This is a genomic window from Selenomonadales bacterium 4137-cl, from assembly GCA_032334055.1.
Taxonomy (GTDB): domain Bacteria; phylum Bacillota; class Negativicutes; order Sporomusales; family UBA7701; genus Anaeroselena; species Anaeroselena agilis.
The window spans coordinates 3,427,085-3,448,640 of record JAUOZS010000001.1 but is presented as its reverse complement, the minus strand read 5'-3'; the positions used below and the strand labels follow the sequence as shown (position 1 = coordinate 3,448,640).

Below are 21,556 nucleotides of genomic sequence, written 5' to 3'. Positions count from 1 at the left end.
CAAGTAAAGGGCGCCTGTGGGCGGCCGGAGCTGTGCGTCGGCCGCAAGGGCTTAATTGCCAGGCGGATGCCAATTATTATTCTGAGCTTGAAATGGGAGGAAAGTCGATGTGTAAAGAGTTTATGCTGGGCAACGAGGCGATCGCCCGGGGGGCGGCGGAGGCCGGCGTCAGGGTCGTCGCCGGCTATCCGGGAACGCCGGCTACCGAGATCGTCGACCTGTGCGGCGGTTATCCCGGCGTGTACGCCGAGTGGTCGGCGAACGAGAAGCACGCCTTCGAGGTGGCGACGGCGTCGTCGTTGACCAATCAGCGGTCGATGGCGGTTATGAAGCACAACGGCACCAACGCGGCGGCGGATTTTCTGATGCATGTCAATTTTACCGGCATCAGGGCCGGGATGGTGCTGGTCACCGCCGACGATCCGGGCGGTCTGTCGTCGCAGTGCGAGGAGGATACGCGGATCCTGGTCCATAATTACGCCCACCTGCCGATGTTCGACCCGTCGAGCGTGCAGGAGGCCTACGAGATGACCAAGGCGGCGTTCGAGCTGTCGGAGAAGACCGAGGTGGTCTTCGCTCTTCGCCCGGTTATGCGCGTCAACCACGCCGGCGGGCTGGTGGAGCACGGCGAGCTTGGCGCCGAGAGCCGCCCGGCCGAGTTTGTGATCGACCGCAAGCGGTTCGTGATGTCGGCGGTGGTGGAGAAGGAATCCGGCGGCGAGCTCAGGCCGAAGATGCGGCATCGCTGGCTGAACGCCAAGCAGGCCGAACTGAGGGCGGTGATGGAGGCTTCGCCGTTCAACAGCGTCGAGAAGGCGCCGGGAGAAACCGGCTTCATCGGCTGCGGCATCGGCTACGCTTTCCTTAAGGAGGCGGAAAGGATCCACGGCGCCAAGCTGCCTATCCTCAAGCTTTCGACCCTGCCGCTGCCGGAGGGCAAGGTGCTTGATTTCGTGCGCGGCCTGAAGCGGGTCGTGGTGTTCGAGGAAGTTGAGCCGGTGGTGGAAAATATTATTAAGCAGCTGTGTTTTGAGCACAAGATCGTGCTGGAGGTGCTGGGCCGCAGCGGCTATCTGCCCAAGGAGGGCGAGCTGTCGGCGAATCTGGTGCTGACGGCGGTGGAGGCGGCTTTAGCAGGCAAGCCGTACCCCGCCCCGCCGCAGGGCCAGTACGTGCCGGCGCGCACGCGGACCCAGTGTTCCGGCTGCAGCCATCGCGGGTTGCTGGTAGCCCTGAAAGAGGTGGTGCGCGGGAACGGCGGCGTGGTCACCGGCGATATCGGCTGCCACGACGCGGGAACTTTCGAACCGATGAATCTGCAGGCGACCATCTATTGCATGGGGTCGTCCATTCCGATGGCCTACGGCATCAAGAAGGCCGGGTTCGACAAGCCGGTGTACGCGCTGATCGGCGATTCGACCTTTTTCCATAACGGCCTGACCGGGTTGGCGAGCGCCATTTATAACGGCGCCGACATCACGGTGGTGATCGCCTACAATTCGACGACGGCGATGACCGGCTTCCAGCCCCACCCCGGCAGCGCCAACAATCTCAATCAGCCGGTGGCGCCGATCGAGCCGGGCGCGGTGGCGGCGGCGATGGGCGCGAAGGTGTTCCGCTGCAATCCGTATAATGTGGAGGAGACGGCCCGGGTGATCGCCGAGGCCACGGCGGAAACGGGCGTAAAGGTGGTTGTCGCCGAGGCGCTGTGCTATCTGAAGTTCGGCCGCGAGGGCAGGATTTCGTATACGCCGCGGCAGGTGGCGGTGGATGTGGCGGTGTGCAACGGCTGCGGCCTGTGCGTGCGGACATTCGGCTGCCCGGCCATTACTCTGAGCGACGGCAAGGCGGTTATCGAGCCGAGCGCCTGCAACGGCTGCGGCGTATGCGTATCGGTATGCAAGAGGGGGGCCATAAAATGAAGTTCGATTTAGTGATCGCCGGCGTCGGCGGCCAGGGGAACATTCTCGCTTCCCAGGTCGTCGCCAAGTGCGCGATGGATGCCGGCTATAACGTTGTCAATACGGAGACGAAGGGCGCGGCCCAGCGGGGCGGTTCGGTGCTGTCCCACGTGCGGATTGCCGACGGCGAAATTTTCTCGCCGCTGGTGCCGGCCGGGCAGGCGGACGTGCTGCTCGGGTTCGAGCCGCTGGAGGCGTTGCGCTATATAGGCCTGCTGAGCAAGAAGGGCACGTTCATCATCAATACCGCGCCGGTGCCGACCATTCTCGCCAACCTTAAGGTGGACGAATACCCGAGCACCGAGCAGATCGTGGCGGTCATCAGGGAGAAAGGGCTTGCCGGCCATTTCCTCAACGCGACCAGGGCGGCCAAGGAGCTCGGCAATGTGTTGCTGACCAACGTGGTTATGCTGGGGGCGTTTACGGCGGTGAGCAATATCCTGCCGCCCGATGTAGTCCTGAAGAAACTGCTGACGATGGTGGACGAGAAGTTCCACGCCGACGACAGCCGCGCGTTCGCGGTCGGCCGCGGCCTGATAGGCAAGGAGGGCTGATATGGCGCTCATGACGGCGGCGCAGTACGAGGAAAGTCTGCGCAAGATGAAGTTCAACCTGTATCTGCTGGGCGAGAAGGTCGCCAATCCGGTCGATCATCCCGTCATCCGTCCGTCGCTCAACGCGGTGAAGATGACTTATTCGCTGGCGCACGACCCGGCCCACGCGGAGCTGATGACGGCGACCTCGCACCTGACGGGGCGGAAGATCAACCGTTTCACCCATCTGCATCAGAGCGCCGACGACCTGATGAAGAAGGTGAAGATGCAGCGGCTGCTGGGCCAGAAGACGGCCGCGTGTTTTCAGCGTTGCGTCGGTATGGACGCGATCAACGCCGTGGAGAGCGTGACCTTCGAGATGGACCAGGCGCTGGGGACGGAATATCACACGCGGTTCAACGATTTTATCCGCCTGGTCCAGGATGGGGACCTGACGGTCGACGGGGCGATGACCGACCCTAAGGGCGACCGCAGTCTGCCGCCCCACAAGCAGGCCGACCCCGACCTATTCCTCCGCGTGGCGGAAAAACGGGCTGACGGCATTGTGGTGCGCGGGGCGAAGTGCCACCAGACGGGGGCGCTAAATTCCCACTGGATCCTGGTGATGCCGACGATCAGCATGGGCGAGGCGGACGCGGATTACGCGGTGTGTTTCGCCGTGCCCGCCGACGCGGCCGGCATAACTTATATTTACGGTCGCCAGTCGTGCGACACCCGCAAGCTGGAAGGCGGGGACATCGATACCGGCAACAGCACGTTCGGCGGCCACGAGTCGCTGGTGATTTTCGAGGATGTGTTCGTGCCGTGGAAAGACGTGTTCATGTGCGGCGAGTACCGCTACAGCGGCGCGCTGGTGGAGCGGTTCGCCGGGTATCATCGCCAGAGCTACGGCGGCTGCAAGGTGGGGGTGGGCGACGTGCTGATCGGCGCCGCCGCGCTGGCCGCCGAGTATAACGGGGCGGCGAAGGCGTCGCATGTCAAGGATAAGCTGATCGAGATGGTTCACCTCAACGAGACGTTGTATGCCTGCGGCATCGCCTGCTCGGCCGCCGGGTCGCGGACGGCTTCAGGGACGTATCTGATCGATATGCTGCTGGCCAACGTGTGCAAGCAGAACGTGACCCGCTTCCCGTACGAGATCGCCCGGTTGGCCGAGGACATCGCCGGCGGCCTGTTCGTGACCATGCCGTCGGAGAAGGATCTCCGCCATCCGGAGATCGGCCCGAAAATCGAGAAGTACCTGGGCGGGACGGCGGGCGTGCCTACCGAGCACCGCCTGCGGGTGCTCAGGCTGGTGGAGAACCTGACGCTGGGGACGGCGGCGGTCGGCTACCGCACCGAGTCGATGCATGGCGCCGGTTCGCCTCAGGCGCAGCGGATCATGATCGCCCGCCAGGGCAATATCGAGGGCAAGAAGGAACTGGCGAAGAAGATCGCCGGGATAGCGGGCGCTGATACCGCCCCGCAGTAGGTCAGAGCGATTGTGAAGTATATGAAGTGGAGGAAGAGAAATGCGCTTTGAGTTGACTGAAGATCAAGTGATGATGCAGAAGATGGTCCGCGAATTCGCCGAGAAGCAGGTCGCTCCGGGAGCGGCCGAGCGGGACGAGAACGAGACGCCGGATCGCGCGCTCCTTGACGCGATCGGCGAGCTCGGCCTCAACGGCATCTGTTTCCCCGAGAAGTACGGCGGCGCCGACGGCGACTATCTCAGCTACGTGCTGGCCGCCGAGGAAATCTGCAAGGCCGACGCCGGCATCGGCGTGTCGTATATGGCGACAGTGTCGCTGTGCGCCTGGCCGATTTTCGCCTACGGGACCGAGGAGCAGAAGCAGAAATACCTTGTGCCGCTGGTCGAGGGCAAGAAGGTCGGCGCTTTCGCCCTCACCGAACCGAACGCCGGCACCGATGCCGCCTCCCAGCAGACGGTGGCCGTCGACAATGGCGACCACTATCTCGTGAACGGCAGCAAGATTTTCATCACCAATGGCGGCGAGGCCGAGACTTATGTGGTTTTCGCCATGACCGACAAAACGAAGGGCGTCAAGGGCATCAGCGCCTTCATTTTCGAAAAGGGCATGCCCGGCTTCACCTTCGGCAAGAAGGAACATAAGATGGGCATCCGCTCTTCGCAGACCCAGGAGCTGATTTTCCAGGACGTGAAGGTGCCGAAGGAAAATCTCCTCGGCAAGGAGGGCGAGGGCTTCAAGATCGCCATGACCACCCTCGACGGCGGCCGCATCGGCATCGCCACGCAGGGGCTGGGCATTGCCCAGGCGGCTCTCGACCAGGCCGTCAAGTATTCGAAGGAACGGGTGCAGTTCGGCAAACCGATCTCCGCCAACCAGGCCGTAGCCTTCATGCTGGCCGACATGGCCGTGAAGGTCGACTGCGCCAGGCTGCTGACTTACCGGGCGGCTTACAACAAGCAGAACGGCTTGCCGTATTCCAAGGAGGCGGCGATGGCCAAGCTGTACGCATCCGACATCGCCATGGAGGTGTCCACCGACGCGGTCCAGGTCTTCGGCGGTTATGGCTACAGCCGGGAGTATCCGGTCGAGCGTCTGATGCGCGACGCCAAGATCGCCCAGATATACGAGGGCACCAACCAGGTGCAGAAGATGGTTATTTCGGGGGCTATACTCCGCTAGGGAAAGGAAGGAGCATCCGCTATGGTGCAGGATATCCCGTTCGCCGACGTTAAGGTGGGCGACAAGGCGAGCATGACCAAGACGGTGAGCGAGGCCGACGTCTATACCTTCGCCGGCGTGACCGGCGACTTCAATCCGGTGCATGTCGACATCGAGTTTGCCAAACAGACGATGTTCAAGGAGCGGATCGCCCACGGAATGCTGTCGGCGGGATTGATTTCGGCCGTGCTCGGCACCGCCCTGCCGGGCGCCAACACCATTTACATGGGCCAGGAGCTGTTGTTTCGCGCCCCGGTGAAGATTGGCGACACGGTGACGGCCACGGTCGAATGCGTCGAGAAGCTCGAGGCCAAAAACAGGCTGATATTCAGGACGACGGTGACCAACCAGGAGGGCGTGCTGGTGGTCGACGGCAAGGCGACGATGCTCAAGAAGTAACGGTAACTTAAATATGCGCCGGCGGCGGCAGGATTTTGCCGCCGGCGGCGCATATTATATTTAGGAAAGATTGGCCGCCCGGGGCGGGGAGGGAGAATGCGATGAAGGTCGCGCTGCTGCAGATGGATATCGCGCTCGGCGACGTGGCCGCCAACCGCCGCAAGGCGGAGGCCATGCTGGCGGAGGGGCTGGCGCGAGGGGCGGCGGTGTTCGTGCTGCCGGAGATGTGGACGACAGGCTATAAGCTTGCCGAGATAGACAAATTGGCCGAGCCGGCCGACGGACCGACGATGGCAATGCTGACGGCGTTCGCCCGCGAGCATGGCGTGGAGGTCATCAGCGGCTCGATCGCCGAAGCGCGGGACGGGCGGGTCTACAATACCTGCTACGCCATCGGCCCCGACGGCGCGGTGATCGCCAAGTACAGCAAAATTCACCTCATCGGCCTGATGGAGGAGGACCGCTATCTTTCTCCCGGCGACAGCCGGGCGGTTTTCGAGCTGAGCTTCGGCCCCGCCGGGATGATCATTTGCTACGACCTGCGGTTTACCGAGCTGCCGCGGACCATGGCGCTGGAAGGCTGCCGCACGCTGTTCGTCCCCGCCGAGTGGCCGGCGTCGCGGGGGGCGCACTGGCGGGCGCTTAACATTGCGCGGGCGATCGAAAACCAAATGTTCGTGATCGCCGTTAACAGGGTCGGCCGCGATGAGGCGAACGTTTTCTATGGCCATTCGCTGGCCGTCGATCCGTGGGGAGAGGTGCTGGCCGAGGGATCGGAGACGGGCGAGGAGGTCCTTGTCGTGGACATGGATTTCGCGACCGGGGAGGAAATCCGCCGGCGGATGCCGGTATTCGCCGACCGCCGTCCGCAGTGCTATTGACGTGCCGTTACGCGCGGACTTTGTGAAATAAAGATTTTATTGCCGCCGCGCAGGAAAAAGGCGGGCGGCAGCGAAGGAATTTATTAGCAGAATAAAGGTATGATGGCAGTGGGAGAGACCGCGAATGCGGCGCCGAAGGAGTAAAACCTTTGTTAAACTCTCAGGCAAAAGGACCATGGCCGGACCATCCTCTGGAGAGTGCGCGCAGGCGCCGCCGAAGGAGAACCCTAACGGGTGAATCTCTCAGGTAAAAGGGACAGAGACAAAGGAGCGAATGCTCTTTTGTCTCTGTTTTTCTTCTGTACGAGCAGAAGATTCCGGGGAGTAAGGGCAGGCGCGTTAATAAATATCCTGGTGCGGAGAGAGTCTATATTCAACGAGGGGGAGAGTTGCATGGCCGAGAAGACGCCCTTATACGAGACCCACCTGAAGTATGGCGGCAAAATCGTCGAGTTCGGAGGCTGGCTGCTGCCTGTACAGTACGGCGGCATTATCGCCGAGCACCGGGCGGTGCGGGAGAAGGCGGGTTTGTTCGATGTATCCCATATGGGGGAGGTGACGGTTAAGGGGCCGGATGCGCTGGCTTACCTGCAGAAGGTAGTGACCAACGATGTGGCGAAGATGAGTGATAACCAGGTGCAGTATTCGCCGATGTGCTACCCCGACGGCGGCACGGTCGACGATTTGCTTATCTACCGCTACGGACCCGAGGATTACCTGCTGGTGATCAACGCCGCCAATATCGCCAAGGACTGGGACTGGCTGCGGGATAACGGCGCGGGCTTCGACGTGAAGCTCGCCAACCTGTCGGCGGAAACGGCGCAGCTGGCGCTGCAGGGGCCGGCTGCGCAGGCGATCATGGCGAAGCTGACCGGCGCTCCCGTGGGCAAGCTGGGCTATTACTGGTTTTTGCCGGCAGCCGAGGTGGCCGGCAGGCGGGTGATGATATCGCGCACCGGCTATACGGGCGAGGACGGGTTCGAGCTTTACTGCCGCCCGGAGGACGCCGCCTATCTTTGGGAGACGGTCATGGAGGCGGGAACGCCGCTGGGGCTGGCGCCGGCCGGTCTGGGCTGCCGGGATACGCTGCGGTTCGAGGCCTGCATGCCGCTTTACGGCCATGAGCTGTCGCCGGAGATTTCGCCGGTGGAGGCGGGACTGACCCGCTTTGTGCGACCCGAAAAGGGGGACTTCAACGGCCGGCCGGTGCTGGCCGCGCAGCTCGAGGCCGGCCCGTTGCGGAAAATCGCGGGCTTCGCGCTGACCGAGCGCGGCGTGGCCAGGGCGGAGTATCCCGTGCTGGCCGACGGCCGGAGAATCGGGACGGTGACGACCGGTTCATATGCGCCGACGCTGGATAAAAACCTCGGTATGGCGCTGGTTGAGGCCGCGTATGCGAAGCCGGGAACAGGTATTGCGGTGGAGATCCGCGGCAAAGCCGTGGCCGCCGAAATCATACCAAGGCCATTTTACAAAAGAGAGGGGAAATGACAATGAATAATCCGCAGGAGCTTAAGTATTCACGCGAGCACGAATGGGTAAGGGTCGAGGGCAACCGGGCGACGGTAGGGATCACCGATTTTGCCCAGCATCAGCTTGGCGACGTGGTGTTCGTCGAGGTGCCGACGGTGGGCTTGGCTGTGACTGCCGGGCAGAAGTTTTCGGTGGTCGAGTCGGTAAAGGCGGTGTCCGACATCTATACCCCGCTTTCGGGTACGGTGGTAGCTGTCAACGACGCGCTGAACGATACGCCGGAGAAAATCAACGAAGAACCATATGGAGCCGGCTGGATCGCTGTAATCGAGATGTCGAACCCCGGCGAGCTTGACGCGCTGCTTGACGCCGCCGGCTACGAGAAGTTCGCGGCGGAGGGAGGCCATTAGCATGACCAGGAGTTACCTGCCGCACACCGACGCCGACCGGCGGGCCATGCTGGCCGCCATCGGCGTCGGGTCGACGCAGGAACTGTTTGCCGACGTGCCGGCGGAGGTGCGACTCGACAGGCCGCTGGCTTTGCCGGCGGCGATGGCCGAGCCGGAGCTGGCTAGACATATGCGGGCGTTGGCCGCCAGGAACGCCAGCCTGGACGAATACGCCTGTTTCCTGGGGGCCGGGGCGTATGACCATTATGTGCCGAGCGTGGTTGATCACGTCATCGGCCGGTCGGAGTTCTACACAGCTTACACCCAGTACCAGCCGGAGATTTCCCAGGGCTATCTGCAGGCGTTGTGGGAGTATCAGAGCATGATCTGCGAGATCACCGGCATGGAGGTGGCCAATGCGTCGCTGTACGATGGCGGTACGGCGATGGCCGAGGCGGCGATGACGGCCTGCGCCGCGACCGGTCGCAGTGAGGTGGTGGTGGCGCGGACGGTCCATCCGCATTACCGGGCCGTTCTCGCCACTTACGCGGTCGACCGGGGCGTAACTGTGAAAGAAGCGCCGTTCGCGGACGGCACGACGGACGCCGAAGCCCTCGGGGATCTTGTAGGGCCGGCGACGGCGGCGGTGATCGTTCAGACGCCCAATTTCTTCGGCTGCCTGGAGGATGTGGCGGCCGCCGCCGGGCTGGCCCATTCGGCCGGTGCGCTGCTGGTCGCGGCCGCCGATCCGGTGTCGCTGGGGGTGCTGGAGGCACCGGGGGCGCTCGGGGCCGATGTGGTCGTTGGCGAGGGGCAGCCGCTCGGGTTGTCAGTCTCGTTCGGCGGTCCGTACTTGGGGTTCTTTGCGACCACCGAGAAGTTGATGCGCCGGATGCCCGGCCGCATCGTCGGCCAGACGACCGACTTCGAGGGCACCCGCGGCTTCGTGCTGACGCTGCAGGCCCGCGAACAGCATATCCGCCGCGAGAAGGCGACTTCCAACATTTGTTCCAATGAGGCGTTGTGCGCTTTGGCGGCCGCGGTGCATCTCACCGCGGTGGGACGGGAGGGCTTTCGCGAGGTGGCGGAGCTGTGCGTTAAGAAGGCCCGCTACGCCTGCGATTCCCTTACGAAGCTTCCAGGGTGCCGGCCGGCGTTCGGCGCACCGTTCTTCAAGGAGTTCGCCGTACGCTGCGCCAAGCCGGTGGCGGAGATCAACGCTGCTTTATTCAGTGAGAAAATTATCGGCGGCCTCGATCTCGGCCGTTATTACCCCGACCTGGCCGGCTGCATGCTGATGTGCGTGACCGAAAAACGCACCAGGGCGGAGATCGACCGCTTGGTGCGGACAGTGGAGGCGGTATTATGAGAAAGGCCAAGGCGCTTATATTCGAGATGGGTCAACCCGGCCGCCGCGCGATCGACCTGCCGGCCTGCGACGTGCCGGCCCCCGACGCGGCCGATCTTATCCCCGACGCCTTCCGGCGCCGGACGTCGGCCGCCTTGCCCGAGGTCAGCCAGTTGGAGTTAGTGCGCCACTATACGGCCCTGTCGCAGCGCAACTTCGGCGTTGATTCGGGCTTTTACCCTCTCGGCTCGTGCACGATGAAGTATAACCCGAAGATCAATGAGGATGCATGTCGCATGAGCGGCTTCGCAGCCATCCATCCTCTCCAGGACGAGGCGACGGTGCAGGGCGCGTTGGAGCTGGTCGCGGCGATGGAGGGCTACCTGGCGGAGATCGCCGGCATGGATGCGGTGACGATGCAGCCGGCGGCTGGCGCCCACGGCGAACTGACCGGCCTCAAGCTCATCCGCGCTTACCACCGCCACCGCGGCGAGAACCGGACGAAGGTCATCGTCCCCGATTCGGCCCACGGCACCAATCCGGCCACCGCCGCGGTCGGCGGGCTGGAGACGGTGGAAATCAAATCCCACCCGGACGGCGCCGTCGACCTGGAGGCGCTGCGGGCCGCCGTAGGCCCGGACACGGCCGCCCTGATGCTGACCAACCCCAGTACGCTGGGCCTGTTCGAGAAAAATATCCGCGCGGTGGCCGAAATCGTCCACGCCGCCGGCGGCCTGCTATACTATGACGGCGCGAACGCCAACGCCATTATGGGCATTTCCCGCCCGGGCGACATGGGGTTCGATGTCATCCACTTCAATCTCCACAAGACGTTTTCCACCCCCCACGGCGGCGGCGGTCCCGGTTCGGGGCCGGTGGGCGTCAAGAAGGAGCTCATCCCCTTCCTGCCGGTGCCGGTGATTGCGGCCGAGGGCGGCAGCTACCGCCTCGATTACGACCGGCCGCTGTCGATCGGCAAGATGCAGTCGTTCTACGGCAATTTCGGGGTGATCGTCCGCGCCTATGCCTATATCCTGGCCATGGGCCCCGACGGGCTCAGGGCGGCCAGCGAGGACGCGGTTTTGAACGCCAACTACTGCCTGAGCCGGCTGAAGGAGAAGTTTCATTCGCCGTTCGCGCGGTTCTGCATGCACGAGTGTGTGCTGACCTCGAAGGACCAGAAGCCGTACGGCGTGCGGACGCTGGATATCGCAAAAAGGCTCCTTGATTACGGCTATCATCCGCCGACGATCTACTTCCCGCTGATCGTCGAGGAGGCGCTGATGATCGAGCCGACCGAGACGGAGAGCAAGGAGACGCTCGACGGTTTTATCGCCGCCATGCTCAGGATCGCCGACGAGGCGGAGGAGGACGCCGCCAAGCTTAAAGCCGCCCCAGCCACCACCGTTGTGGGGAGGCTCGACGAGGCGACCGCCGCCCGCAAGCCGGTGGTGCGATGGAAGGCTTAGGCGAGCTTGAGGCAAAGTGCTGGGCGATCAGGGAGGAGAATTTCCCCCCCGTGATCACCCTGTCTTATCCTACGCAGACGACGACGGTAAGTGTGACCGGGGCGGATTGCGCCCTCGATTGCGCCCACTGCGGCGGGGTGTATCTCAGGAGGATGACGCCGCTGGCGACGGTGGCCGGCCGGGGCGAAGGACTCGGCCCCAGTTGCCTTATCAGCGGCGGCTGTACGGCCGGCGGCGGCGTGCCGCTGGCCGTACACGCCGGGCGGCTGGCTGCGCTGAAATCCGGCCGCCGCTTCAATATCCACACCGGGCTGATCGACGACGCCGATATCGATGTCGTCGCCCCGCTGGCCGACACGGTGTCGTTCGATTTTGTCGGCGCCGACGATACCATCAGGGAGGTCTTCGGCCTCAACCGGAAGGTAGCCGATTATGCGGCCTGCTATCATAAGCTCAGAGCCCGCTGCCGGGTGGCGCCTCACGTCTGCATCGGCCTGCACGGCGGCGAGATCCGCGGCGAGTACCAGGCGTTGGCGCTGTTGAAGCTGTTGGGCGCCGACAGTCTGACGCTGATCGTGTTCACGCCTACCAGGGGTACGCGCTACGCCGGACGCAAGCCGCCTGACCTTGACGCGGCGCTGACGGTCATGGCCGCAGCCCGGCAGTTGTTTCCGGACGTGCCGGTCCGCCTGGGCTGTATGCGACCGGGCGGCCGCTATCGCGACACCATGGACCAGGCGGCGGTTCGCCTGGGCTTCAACGCGATCGTAAAGCCTACACCCGCCGCGGTGCGGTTGGCCGAAAGCCTCGGCCTGACCGCCGTTGGACGAGGGGAGTGTTGCGTGTTATGAATTTCTGGAGGCTGTCGGCGGGAACCGCCGCCGTTGTCGCCGGTCTGGCGACGCGGAGCGAGGCGCCGCCGACCACCGCTTACGTGATGCTGGGAGAAAAATGCCGCAATAATTGCCGCTTCTGCACCCAGGCGCGGGAGAGCGGCGCGCGCGCCAATATGTTGTCGCGCGTCACCTGGCCGGCTGCGGAGGCGGCCAAGACAATCATCGGCATCGACGCCGCCTATGTCGCCGGCAGGATCAGGCGGGCCTGCCTGCAGGTCGTCCACGACGGCGACGACCGCGAGGGGGCTGCGGAGGCGGTGTCGTCTATGAGCGCTCTTAGCGGTGTGCCGGTGTGCGTGTCCAGCAACCTGGAAACGGTAAACGAGGCAAGGCGGCTGATAGCGGCCGGCGCCGACCGCATTTGCGTGGCGCTGGACGCCGCCACGCCGGCGGCGTACCGGGCAGCCAAGGAGGGCGACTGGGACGCGCGGTGGCGGCTGTTGGCCGAATGCGCCGCTGCCCTGCCGGGAAGGGTTACGACCCATCTCATTGTCGGCCTGGGCGAAACGGAGGAAGAGATGGCCGACACTCTGGCGGCCTGCATAGAAAAGGGCATTACGGTGGGGCTGTTTGCGTTCACGCCGGTGAAGGGAACGGCCTGGGCCGGTCTGGCGGCGCCCCCCGTCGGCCGGTACCGGCGGGTCCAGGTGGCGCATCACCTGCTGCGGCAGGGATACGGCCGGGAGGCGATAGTCTGCCGGGGCGGCGCGATAGGCGGGTTCGCGGTTGACGGGCTGGCCGGGCTGCTGGCCGACGGGACGGCGTTCCGCACGAGCGGCTGTCCGGACTGCAACCGTCCGTATTATAACGAGCGCCCCGGCGGGGTGATGTATAACTATCCGCGGCCGCTGACCGCGGCAGAGACGGCGCAGGCGATCGCCGAATGCGAAGTGATCGGGGGCGGGGCGCGTGCCGTGGCGGGTGATTGACAGCGGCGCCTCATCCGCCGCCGGAAATATGGCGGCGGATGAGGCGATCATGCTCGCCCACGGGGCGGGCGAGGCGCCGCCCACGCTCAGGTTCTACGGCTGGCGGCCGGCGGCGGTCAGCCTTGGTTATTTCCAGCGGGCGGCGGCGGAGATAGATCTAGACGCCTGCCACGCGCGCGGCATCGACGTGGTGCGCCGTCTTACCGGCGGCCGGGCGGTGCTGCACGACGCGGAGCTAACTTACAGCGTGGTGGTGCGGGAAGATTTTCCGGGCGTGCCGCCGACGATTACCGGGGCCTATCGCTGGTTCAGCGGCGGACTGCTGGACGGGCTAAAGCGGCTGGGGGTCGAGGCCGGACTGAGCATCCCCCCCGCCGCCTACGGACAGGGACGGCGGTCTAAACATGCCTCGGCGGCGTGTTTCGACGCCCCGGCCCAGTATGAGCTTACCTGCGCGGGGCGCAAGCTGGCTGGCAGCGCCCAGGTGCGCAAGAACGGGGTCATCCTGCAGCACGGGTCGCTGCTGCTCAGGTTTGACGCCGCCAAAGTCGCGGCCATACTCCGGCTGCCGTCTCCGGAAGCGCGGGCGGCGACGGCGGCGATGCTGGCCGGCCGGGCAATCGGCCTTGAGGAGGCGCTTGGCCGCTTACCCGCCTGGACGGAGTTGACCGATGCTCTGACGGCGGGTTTTGCCGCGGCGCTGGCGGATGAATTCGTTCCCGGCGGCCTGACCGCCGGCGAACGGGCGGTCGCCGCGACACTTGCGGCGGAGAAGTATGGCTGCGATAGCTGGAATTTATTGCGCTAACCGAGGGGGATTTTATGTACGACATCGCGGTCGTCGGCGGCGGGCCGGGCGGTTATACGGCCGCCATCCGGGCGGCGCAGCTGGGCGCCAGGGTGCTGCTGGTCGAGAAGGAGAAACTGGGCGGGGTGTGCCTCAATCGCGGCTGCATTCCGACGAAGACGCTGCTCAGGAGCGCGGAGCGGTGGCAAAGCCTCCAGGATTGCGCGGCCTTCGGCCTGCGGGCCGAGAACATCGGCTTCGACTTCGCCGCCGTCATGGCCCGCAAGGACCAGGTGGTGGGGCAGCTGCAGGCTGGCGTCGTTCAACTGGTGGCTGCAAACGGCATCGAGGTTAGGTACGGCGAGGCGGCGCTGGCCGGCCCAGGCGCGCTGGCGGTAAGCAGTCACGCCGGGCGGGAGGAGTTCGCCGTCTGCAAAATTATTCTCGCCACCGGCTCGGAGCCGATGAGGCTGCCGGTGCCGGGCGCCGACCTGCCGGGGGTGCTGACGAGCGACGAGGTGCTGGCGCTGGACGCGGTGCCGCGCAGTATGGTCGTGGTTGGCTCCGGCGCGGTGGGGGTGGAGTTTGCCGCTATCTTCCGGGCATTCGGCTGCCAGGTTACGGTCGTGGAGATGCTGCCGACCCTCCTGCCCAGTATCGACGCCGATCTGGTGAAGCGGATGGCGCTGCTGCTGCGCAAGCAGGGGATAAAAATGCTGACCGGCGCGAAGGTGACCGGCATCCGGCCAGGTCCCGATGGGCTTACGGTCGCCGTGACGACCGCCGACGGCAAGGAACTGGAACTCGTCGCCGAGAAGGTGCTGGCCGCGGCCGGCCGCCAACCGATTGTCGGCGGTCTCGGGCTGGAGGCTGCGGGTGTGGCGTTCGACCGCAAAGGGATCGAGGTCAACGCCATGATGGAGACGAACGTCGCCGGCATATACGCCGTCGGGGATGTGACCGGGCGTTATATGTGGGCTCACGCGGCTTCGGGCGAGGGACTGGCGGCGGTCGAGAGCGCTCTGGGAGGCGCTGTGGAGATGGATTATGGGGCTATTCCCGGTTGCATTTTTACCGCCCCGGAGATCGCCGCCGTCGGTCTGACCGAGCAGGAGGCGCTCGCCGCCGGCCGCCGGGTAAAGACCGGCCGCTTTAATTTCGCCGCCAACGGCAAGGCGGTGTCGATGGGCGAGGCCGATGGGCTGGTCAAGGTGGTGGCCGACGCCGACGACGGCAAGCTGCTCGGCATGCACATCCTCGGGCCGCACGCCAGCGACCTGGTGATGGAAGGGGCGATTGCCATTCGCCATGGCCTGACGGCCGAGGATATCGGCAAGGTCATTCACCCCCATCCGACGCTGGCGGAGACGGTCATGGAGAGTGTGCACGCGCTTGAAGGGCGAGCTATTCATTTGGCGAGAACGCCCTTGACGAAGAGGGGTGGCGGCTGATATGCGAGGGTTGTTCGACATCGCCGGGCCGATCATGGTCGGTCCGTCAAGCTCCCATACCGCCGGCGCGGTCAGGTTGGGCGCCATGGCAAGGGTTATCCTGGGCGAGCGGCCGGCGGCGGCGCAGATCAAGCTTCACGGTTCTTTCGCCCAGACCTGCCGCGGCCACGGCACCGACAAGGCGCTTATCGGCGGCTTGCTGGGCTTCGCCCCTGATGACGAACGGATCAAGTCGGCCCTCGGTCTTGCGGCCGACCATGGCCTGAAGTATGGTTTTTCCACTGTGGAACTGCCTGACGTGCACCCCAATACCGCCCTGATCGAGCTTACCGGGGTGTCGGGTCAGACGCGCCGGGTGGTGGGCGCGTCGGTCGGCGGAGGCAATATTCTCATCACCAGCATCGACGGGTACCCCGTGCGGGTGACCGGCCAGTATCATACTCTTATCACCATCCACGAAGATAAGCCGGGAGTGATTGCGGTGGTCACGAAAAGGTTGGCCGAGGAGGGCGTCAATATCGCTTTTATGCAGGTTTCCCGCCAGGAACGGGGCGAGGAGGCGCTGATGGTCATCGAGGCCGACGAGGCCATTCCCCATCAAGCGCTGCCGCCGATCAGGGCTGTGGCGGCCATGAAGGCGGTATTGGCTGTGCCGGCTTTGGGGGAAGGCGTATGAGCAGCATCCGCAGTTTCGGCGAATGGATCCGGCGGGCGGAGACAGCCGGCACGACGCTGGCGGCCGTGATCACGGAGCAGGAGAGCAGGCACGCCCAACGTCCGGCGGCTGCCATCCGCGCGGATATGGCCCGCAACTGGCGGGTGATGCGTGAGGCTATCGCCGCCGGGCTGGCGAGCGGCGAAAAGTCGCCAAGCGGCCTGGTCGGCGGCGACGCCCGCCTTTGCCACGCCCGGCTCGAAAGCGGCAAAGCCCTGACCGGGGAGATCGCCGGCCGGGCGATCGCCTACGCGCTCGCCGTCAGCGAAGTGAACGCCTGCATGGGCAGGATAGTAGCATTTCCCACCGCCGGCTCTTGCGGCATCATGCCGGGGGCGGTGGCGGCGGCGGCCGAGACGCGGGGCTATAGCGAGGACGCGATCGTCGACGGCCTGCTTACAGCGGCCGGCGCCGGGCTGATCATCGCCGAGAACGCCTCGATCTCGGGCGCCGAGGCCGGCTGTCAGGCCGAGTGCGGCGCCGGGGGCGCGATGGCGGCGGCGGCGATCGTTCAGATGGACGGCGGCTCGCCGCGGCAGATCGGGATGGCGGTGGCTCTGGCGCTTAAGAATGCCCTGGGGCTGGTCTGCGACCCGGTGGCGGGATTGGTGGAGGTGCCGTGCGTACGGCGCAACGCCTTTTATGCCGTCCAGGCCCTGGTGGCCGCCGATATGGCGCTGGCGGGCGTGGAAAGCGCCATCCCGGTCGATGAGGTCGTCGACACGATGCGGCGGGTTGGGGTGGCTATGCCGGTCAGCCTCCGGGAGACTTCCCAGGGAGGGCTGGCGCGAACGCCGACGGGGCTTGCCATCGAACGGCGCCTGCATGATAAGGAATGAAAAAGGAGCGGCTTAGCCGCTCCTTTTGTTTTGGGGGGATTCACGGTTGTCATTCTTTTTGGCTGCGGGTATTTCGATCATCTTCGGCCCGTCCTTTTTATCTTGCTTGTTGCCTTGGCGGGCTGCCGGCTTGCCGCCGGAGGCGCTCTTGTCGTCGGCCTTTGCGGGGACGTAGGCCGGGTCGGGGATCTTGATTTTCAGCAGCACGTTATTCTTGAAGTACAAATAGTAATTGCCGTACCGCCATTCATACATGTCTTCCTCCGAGCCGTCCGGCACCAACACGGGCGGCATTTTCGGCTCGCCCCAGCTCATAAGCACTTTATCTTTGTCCCAGCCGGCGCGGATCTCCTGATCCCTGATCAACTGCCAGTCGTCCTGGGGCCAGTGGGGAAAGAGGGTTTGGGGATTATGACGCATAAAGCCGCTCCTGATCATGCCGTAAAACTGGCTGTTGCTGAAAGCGGCCCGCACGCCCGTGGGCGCAATGGTCCATACGACCGGGGAGCCGTCCTCCCGGCGGAGGGAGAGGGCATAAGCCTCGCTGAAGGGGCCGGCGGATTTGAAGGCGGTGACGGTGAGCGGGGCGAGATGGGCGACATCGGCGGTCAGTTCCTTTGGCGGGATATAGTTGCGGTCGATCCAGATGGTATTCCCTACGAGAGAGTTTATTTCGGCGATCGCCCGTTTTTCGGCTTCGATCTCGCTGTCGAGGGCGAACGGCAGTCCGGAAAGGGTGACCTCCGGGTAGTCTCTGATCCACAGGACTGTGCCGTCTTTACTGTCCAGCCGCCAGAAGTATCGGGCCGCGGCGCCCTTTTTGGCTAATTTGTACAGGCCCTGGACGGTGAAGATTTGGCCGATGTTTTTGCGGGCAAGGAAGAGCTGGTCGACGCCGCTCATGTCCTGGTCGGGGTCCCGGAAAATGAGCAAGTAGCTGGAGGAGGCGTAAAGTTTGGCGGGAACGATGGTCGCCTGCTGTCCGACCCAGGCGGCTTTGGCCGGCCAGGGGGCAATCGCCGACAATACGGGTTTTTCCTTGTCAGCCTGTGCGGGGGGGGCAGGGGCCGGCGCCGACCGGGCGGGTACGGACGCGGGCAGGAAGACGGCCAGCGCTATGAGTATGATGAGGGCTCTTTTCAACAGTCACACCGCCTTAGTGTTACGTTTAATCAGTTAATTCAACGCAGCGGCCGATTCCCCTGCGGATGGATAGTTGTAAAACTGGCGAGTAGTACTATTATGGCATTCGTAAACGGCATTGGCCGGGACGGCAAAATTTTCACGAAAAAAGATAGATAGTGATAAATGGTGACGAAGTTTGCCACTAACAATCGGCATGATGAGCGCGGGGGACGATCAGGCGGAGGGCTTGTCGTCACCGGTGTCGGGGAGGCTGCGGACAAGCAGCACGCATACCGCTACGGCCGCGAACAGCAGGGCGGAAAGCCAGAAAACCGCCGGGAAGCCGAAGTAAACGGCCAGGGCGCCGCCGCTGATGGGGCCTAGGACTATGCCCATCTGCATCGAGGCGGTGGTGACGCCGTAGGCGACTCCCCGCTTTTCTTCGGGGATGAGGAAGTAGGTCAGGGCGTTGACGGTGGGAAGCATGGCGCCGAGGAAAAAGCCGCTGACGGCCCGCATCGCGCCGAAGAGGAGGACGTTGTCGGCGAGGGCCTGGGCGGCGAAGCAAATCGCCGACAGGGCGCCGGCAACCGTCAAGATCGCGCGGTGACTGAACCGTTTGCTGATTTTGCCCATCGCAGCCGAAGCGACGGCGCTGGTGAGGCCGGCGGCGGCAATGATGGCGCCGGCGGCGCTGGCTATATAGGTGAGGTCGGGGGACAAGACATGGACGTAGATGGGCAGGATGGGGGCGATGATCATCATGGCGAACTGGATGAGAAACTGGAGGGCGAGCGTAAGCCAGAGCCCCGGGATGGTTATGATGGAGCCGATTTCCCGCCAGACGGGCTGTTTGGCCGTTGCGGCCGCGGGCGTGAAGCGCTCGACGACGGCAAGGCGGATTATGACGAGCGATATGAGGCAGAGAAGGCCGAAGGAGACGAACGCCCACCGGTAGCCGAAGTGGTCGGCGATGATGCCGCCGAACATCGGTCCGAAGGCGCTGCCGGCAATCATGGCCGTCTGGAATATGCCGAGTGTCCAGGTTATTTGGTCGGGTGGGCTTAAAGACGTGACGAGGGCGAGGGCGGCGGCGGTGAAGCCGCCGAAAACGCCCTGGATTACGCGCAGGAAAAGCAGTTGGTTAACCGACGCCACAAAGCCCATAAGCACCATGACGGTGAAGAAGGCGAACATGACCCTTTCCACCATCCGCTTCCGGCCGCGGCGGTCGGCCACCGCGCCCCAGAAGGGGCCTGCCAGGGCGGCGGTGAGGGGCGCGGCGCCCATGAGAAGACCCGACCATACCCCGGCCTCAGCGAGGTCGGTGATGCCGAGTTCGCGTACATAAAGGGGTAAAAAGGCCATTACGCCGGTGATGGCTCCCATGCCGGCAAGCTGGGCGAACCATAGGGCGGCAAGATTTTTTTTCCATTCGGGTAACGGGGGCATCGGGGCACCTTCCCTTGTCGTCGAAAACGCGTGATTATAATACCATTATAGCAGATTTACACGGGATAGGGCTGGACATGCGAACTTTATGGGCGGGGGCGGCTGTATCGCGTCCGCGGGCGGGGCTAATAATATGGCCGTAAGGACAGGGAATGCCGTGCAGGCGGCGAATATACGTAAGGATTAGTTTATTGGAGGGTGAAACGATGTCGAGGGCCACGCCGCAGGTGAGAAAAACGATCGCTGTCACCATGTTCCTGCTGCTGGCGGCGATCGCGGCGCTGGTCGGTCGCATCGCCTGGGTTCAATTCGTCGAGGGGCGGGAGCTGGCGGAGAGGTCGCGGACCCAATTGCGCGATAACAAGTTGCTCCAGTCGCCGCGCGGCACGATCTACGACCGGAGCGGCCGCGAGCTGGCTATAAGTAGTCTACGCAAGTCGCTGTACGTTAATCCCCGCGAATTAAACAAAGAGCCGGCCGCAATGGCGGCGAAGCTAGCCCCCATCCTCGATATGAAGATGGAGACGGTGCGCGACAGATTGCTGGCAGGGGGAAGCTTCGTATGGCTGAAGCGGACGCTGGAGCCGGAGACGGCCCAGAAGGTCATCGATCTCATCAAAGCGGAGAATATCCGCGGCTTTCATTTTATCGACGAGAGCAAGCGCTATTACCCCAACGACGGTCTGGCGGCCCAGGTGCTTGGGTTTGTCGGCACCGACGATATCGGCCTTAGCGGGGTGGAGATGGCGCTCGACAAAACGATCAAGGGCGAACTGGTGCGGCAGGCGGTCGACACCGACAGCTACGGCATCCCAATTTTGCGGTCGAGCGTGAAGTTCAAGCCGGTTAAACAAGGCAAGAGCGTATTCCTTACCATCGACAGCGCCATCCAGTTTATCGTCGAGCAGAGTTTGGACAAGGTGATGGCGCGAACGCAGGCCAAGGGGGCTACGGTTGTCATTATGAATCCGCGTACCGGCGAAATTCTGGCGATGGCGTCGCGGCCGGGCTTCGACCCCAACCGCTTTTACCGTTACGGGGCAAGTGAGTGGAAAAACCGGGCCGTTTCGATCATTTATGAGCCCGGGTCCACTTTCAAGGCGGTTGTCGCCGCGGCCGCCCTGCAGGAGAATGTTGTTAAACTGCATGACCGGTTTGTCGATAAAGGCTATGTCGAGGTTTCGGGCCGCAGGATCAAGAACTGGAACGGCGACAGCTACGGGACGGTGCCGTTGGTCGATGTTATCAAGAATTCGATCAACACGTGCTTCGTCGAGATCGGCCTGCGGCTGGGCGCTGACCGGCTGAATAAATACGCCCGCGCTTTCGGGTTCGGGAAGGCTACCGATATTGAGCTGCCTGGCGAGGAAGAGGGGCTGCTGTTCAGGTCCAAGGAGATGCGCGATTCCGATGTTGCCACGATGGCGATCGGCCAGAGCATCGCCGTCACGCCGCTGCAGCTAGTGACAGCGGTGTCGGCGATCGCCAACGAGGGAGTGCTGCTCAAGCCTTATATTGTCAAGGAGATATACAACGCCGACGGGACGCTGGCGTCGGCGACGCCTACGCAACGGGTGAGGCAGGTAATAAGCCCCGAAACCGCGAAACTGCTTACCGGCCTGCTGGAGAAAGTCGTCAGCGAGGGCGGCGGAAAGCGGGCGGCCGTGAAGGGATACCGCTTTGCCGGCAAGACGGGTACGGCCGAGAGACTGAAGGAGAGCGGCGGGGGCTACGAGGCCGGGAGCTATATCGCTTCCTTCGTCGGCTTCGGCCCGGTGGAAGACCCCCAGGTGGCGGCGCTGGTCGTGATCGACGATCCTGTGGGCGCATACTATGGCGGCGAAATCGCCGCCCCGGTTTTCGGCGAGATTATGAACCAGGTGATGCGTTATCTGACCATCCGGCCGCACAACGCCGCCGAGCTGGTAACCGTTCCCGCGCCGCGACCTTCTGCGCCGGCGCTGGCCCCGGCGCACCAGAAGGCGGCGCCGGTCGTGAAACCGGGGCCCGGTAAGGTGGCGGTGCCCAATGTTCTCGGCCGGAGCATGCGCGATGCCGGCGATATTCTTAACGGGGCGGGACTGGTTTTCGTGCCGGCGGGCAGCGGGGTTGCGGTCAGGCAGTCGCTGCCGCCGAACAGTGTCGTAAACCCGGGCGCGGAAGTGACCGTCCATTTCGAACCGAGGTAGGTGGTGTCT

The 21,556-nt window shown here is 64.1% G+C and carries 19 protein-coding genes and 1 riboswitch; of the genes, 17 read left to right on the top strand and 2 right to left on the bottom strand.

The window, feature by feature from the left end; translation table 11 throughout:
- The first annotated feature begins 107 nt into the window (after window positions 1-107).
- The 16 genes from Q4T40_17990 to sdaAA all read left to right on the top strand — a co-directional run bounded on the left by Q4T40_17990 (window position 108) and on the right by sdaAA (window position 16,781).
- Window positions 108-1,922 (top strand): thiamine pyrophosphate-dependent enzyme, encoded by a 1,815-nt coding sequence (locus tag Q4T40_17990; protein MDT8903129.1) that lies wholly within the window; start codon window positions 108-110, stop codon window positions 1,920-1,922.
- Window positions 1,919-2,515 carry an indolepyruvate oxidoreductase subunit beta gene (locus Q4T40_17985; GenBank protein ID MDT8903128.1) on the top strand — a complete coding sequence of 199 codons (597 nt, stop codon included), beginning with the start codon at window positions 1,919-1,921 and terminating at the stop codon, window positions 2,513-2,515. Before Q4T40_17990 ends, Q4T40_17985 begins: the two co-directional genes overlap by 4 nt.
- 1 nt (window position 2,516) lies before the next feature.
- Window positions 2,517-3,986 carry a 4-hydroxyphenylacetate 3-hydroxylase family protein gene (locus Q4T40_17980; GenBank protein ID MDT8903127.1) on the top strand — a complete coding sequence of 490 codons (1,470 nt, stop codon included), beginning with the start codon at window positions 2,517-2,519 and terminating at the stop codon, window positions 3,984-3,986.
- Window positions 3,987-4,026: 40 nt separating this feature from the next.
- Window positions 4,027-5,166 carry an acyl-CoA dehydrogenase gene (locus Q4T40_17975; GenBank protein MDT8903126.1) on the top strand — a complete coding sequence of 380 codons (1,140 nt, stop codon included), beginning with the start codon at window positions 4,027-4,029 and terminating at the stop codon, window positions 5,164-5,166.
- Window positions 5,167-5,187: 21 nt separating this feature from the next.
- The gene (locus Q4T40_17970) at window positions 5,188-5,604 is read left to right on the top strand and encodes a MaoC family dehydratase (GenBank protein MDT8903125.1); all 417 of its coding nucleotides are present in this window, start codon (window positions 5,188-5,190) and stop codon (window positions 5,602-5,604) included.
- 101 nt (window positions 5,605-5,705) lie between these two features.
- Window positions 5,706-6,485, top strand: coding sequence for a carbon-nitrogen family hydrolase (locus Q4T40_17965; protein MDT8903124.1), 780 nt, complete (start codon window positions 5,706-5,708; stop codon window positions 6,483-6,485).
- A 99-nt stretch (window positions 6,486-6,584) separates the two neighbouring features.
- Window positions 6,585-6,671, top strand: a riboswitch (glycine riboswitch).
- 207 nt (window positions 6,672-6,878) lie between these two features.
- Entirely contained in the window at window positions 6,879-7,976 is a 1,098-nt protein-coding gene (gcvT, locus tag Q4T40_17960) for a glycine cleavage system aminomethyltransferase GcvT (GenBank protein MDT8903123.1), read from the top strand.
- Window positions 7,977-7,978: 2 nt separating this feature from the next.
- A complete protein-coding gene (gene gcvH, locus Q4T40_17955) occupies window positions 7,979-8,368 on the top strand; it encodes a glycine cleavage system protein GcvH (protein MDT8903122.1) in 390 nt (129 codons plus the stop codon).
- A 1-nt stretch (window position 8,369) separates the two neighbouring features.
- Window positions 8,370-9,716 carry an aminomethyl-transferring glycine dehydrogenase subunit GcvPA gene (gene gcvPA / locus Q4T40_17950; protein MDT8903121.1) on the top strand — a complete coding sequence of 449 codons (1,347 nt, stop codon included), beginning with the start codon at window positions 8,370-8,372 and terminating at the stop codon, window positions 9,714-9,716.
- Window positions 9,713-11,164 carry an aminomethyl-transferring glycine dehydrogenase subunit GcvPB gene (gcvPB, locus tag Q4T40_17945; GenBank protein MDT8903120.1) on the top strand — a complete coding sequence of 484 codons (1,452 nt, stop codon included), beginning with the start codon at window positions 9,713-9,715 and terminating at the stop codon, window positions 11,162-11,164. The genes gcvPA and gcvPB overlap by 4 nt, the downstream gene beginning before the upstream one ends.
- On the top strand, window positions 11,152-12,015 hold the full coding sequence (locus Q4T40_17940) for a radical SAM protein (protein MDT8903119.1): 864 nt from the start codon (window positions 11,152-11,154) through the stop codon (window positions 12,013-12,015). Before gcvPB ends, Q4T40_17940 begins: the two co-directional genes overlap by 13 nt.
- Complete coding sequence (locus Q4T40_17935) at window positions 12,012-12,989, top strand: radical SAM protein (protein MDT8903118.1); 978 nt, start codon at window positions 12,012-12,014, stop codon at window positions 12,987-12,989. The genes Q4T40_17940 and Q4T40_17935 overlap by 4 nt, the downstream gene beginning before the upstream one ends.
- Entirely contained in the window at window positions 12,970-13,797 is an 828-nt protein-coding gene (locus Q4T40_17930) for a lipoate--protein ligase family protein (GenBank protein MDT8903117.1), read from the top strand. Before Q4T40_17935 ends, Q4T40_17930 begins: the two co-directional genes overlap by 20 nt.
- 14 nt (window positions 13,798-13,811) lie before the next feature.
- Window positions 13,812-15,227 (top strand): dihydrolipoyl dehydrogenase, encoded by a 1,416-nt coding sequence (gene lpdA, locus Q4T40_17925; GenBank protein MDT8903116.1) that lies wholly within the window; start codon window positions 13,812-13,814, stop codon window positions 15,225-15,227.
- A gap of 1 nt (window position 15,228) precedes the next feature.
- Window positions 15,229-15,903 carry an L-serine ammonia-lyase, iron-sulfur-dependent subunit beta gene (gene sdaAB, locus Q4T40_17920; GenBank protein MDT8903115.1) on the top strand — a complete coding sequence of 225 codons (675 nt, stop codon included), beginning with the start codon at window positions 15,229-15,231 and terminating at the stop codon, window positions 15,901-15,903.
- A complete protein-coding gene (gene sdaAA, locus Q4T40_17915) occupies window positions 15,900-16,781 on the top strand; it encodes an L-serine ammonia-lyase, iron-sulfur-dependent, subunit alpha (GenBank protein MDT8903114.1) in 882 nt (293 codons plus the stop codon). Before sdaAB ends, sdaAA begins: the two co-directional genes overlap by 4 nt.
- A gap of 12 nt (window positions 16,782-16,793) precedes the next feature.
- Here the strand turns inward: sdaAA and Q4T40_17910 are convergent, their stop codons facing one another.
- Window positions 16,794-17,924, bottom strand: a complete 1,131-nt coding sequence (locus Q4T40_17910) for a hypothetical protein (protein ID MDT8903113.1) — start codon at window positions 17,922-17,924, stop codon at window positions 16,794-16,796.
- Window positions 17,925-18,140: 216 nt separating this feature from the next.
- Window positions 18,141-19,358, bottom strand: coding sequence for an MFS transporter (locus Q4T40_17905; GenBank protein MDT8903112.1), 1,218 nt, complete (start codon window positions 19,356-19,358; stop codon window positions 18,141-18,143).
- A gap of 206 nt (window positions 19,359-19,564) precedes the next feature.
- On the opposite strand from Q4T40_17905, the gene Q4T40_17900 reads away from it, so the two are divergent.
- Window positions 19,565-21,547 carry a penicillin-binding transpeptidase domain-containing protein gene (locus tag Q4T40_17900; protein MDT8903111.1) on the top strand — a complete coding sequence of 661 codons (1,983 nt, stop codon included), beginning with the start codon at window positions 19,565-19,567 and terminating at the stop codon, window positions 21,545-21,547.
- Window positions 21,548-21,556 lie beyond the last annotated feature (9 nt).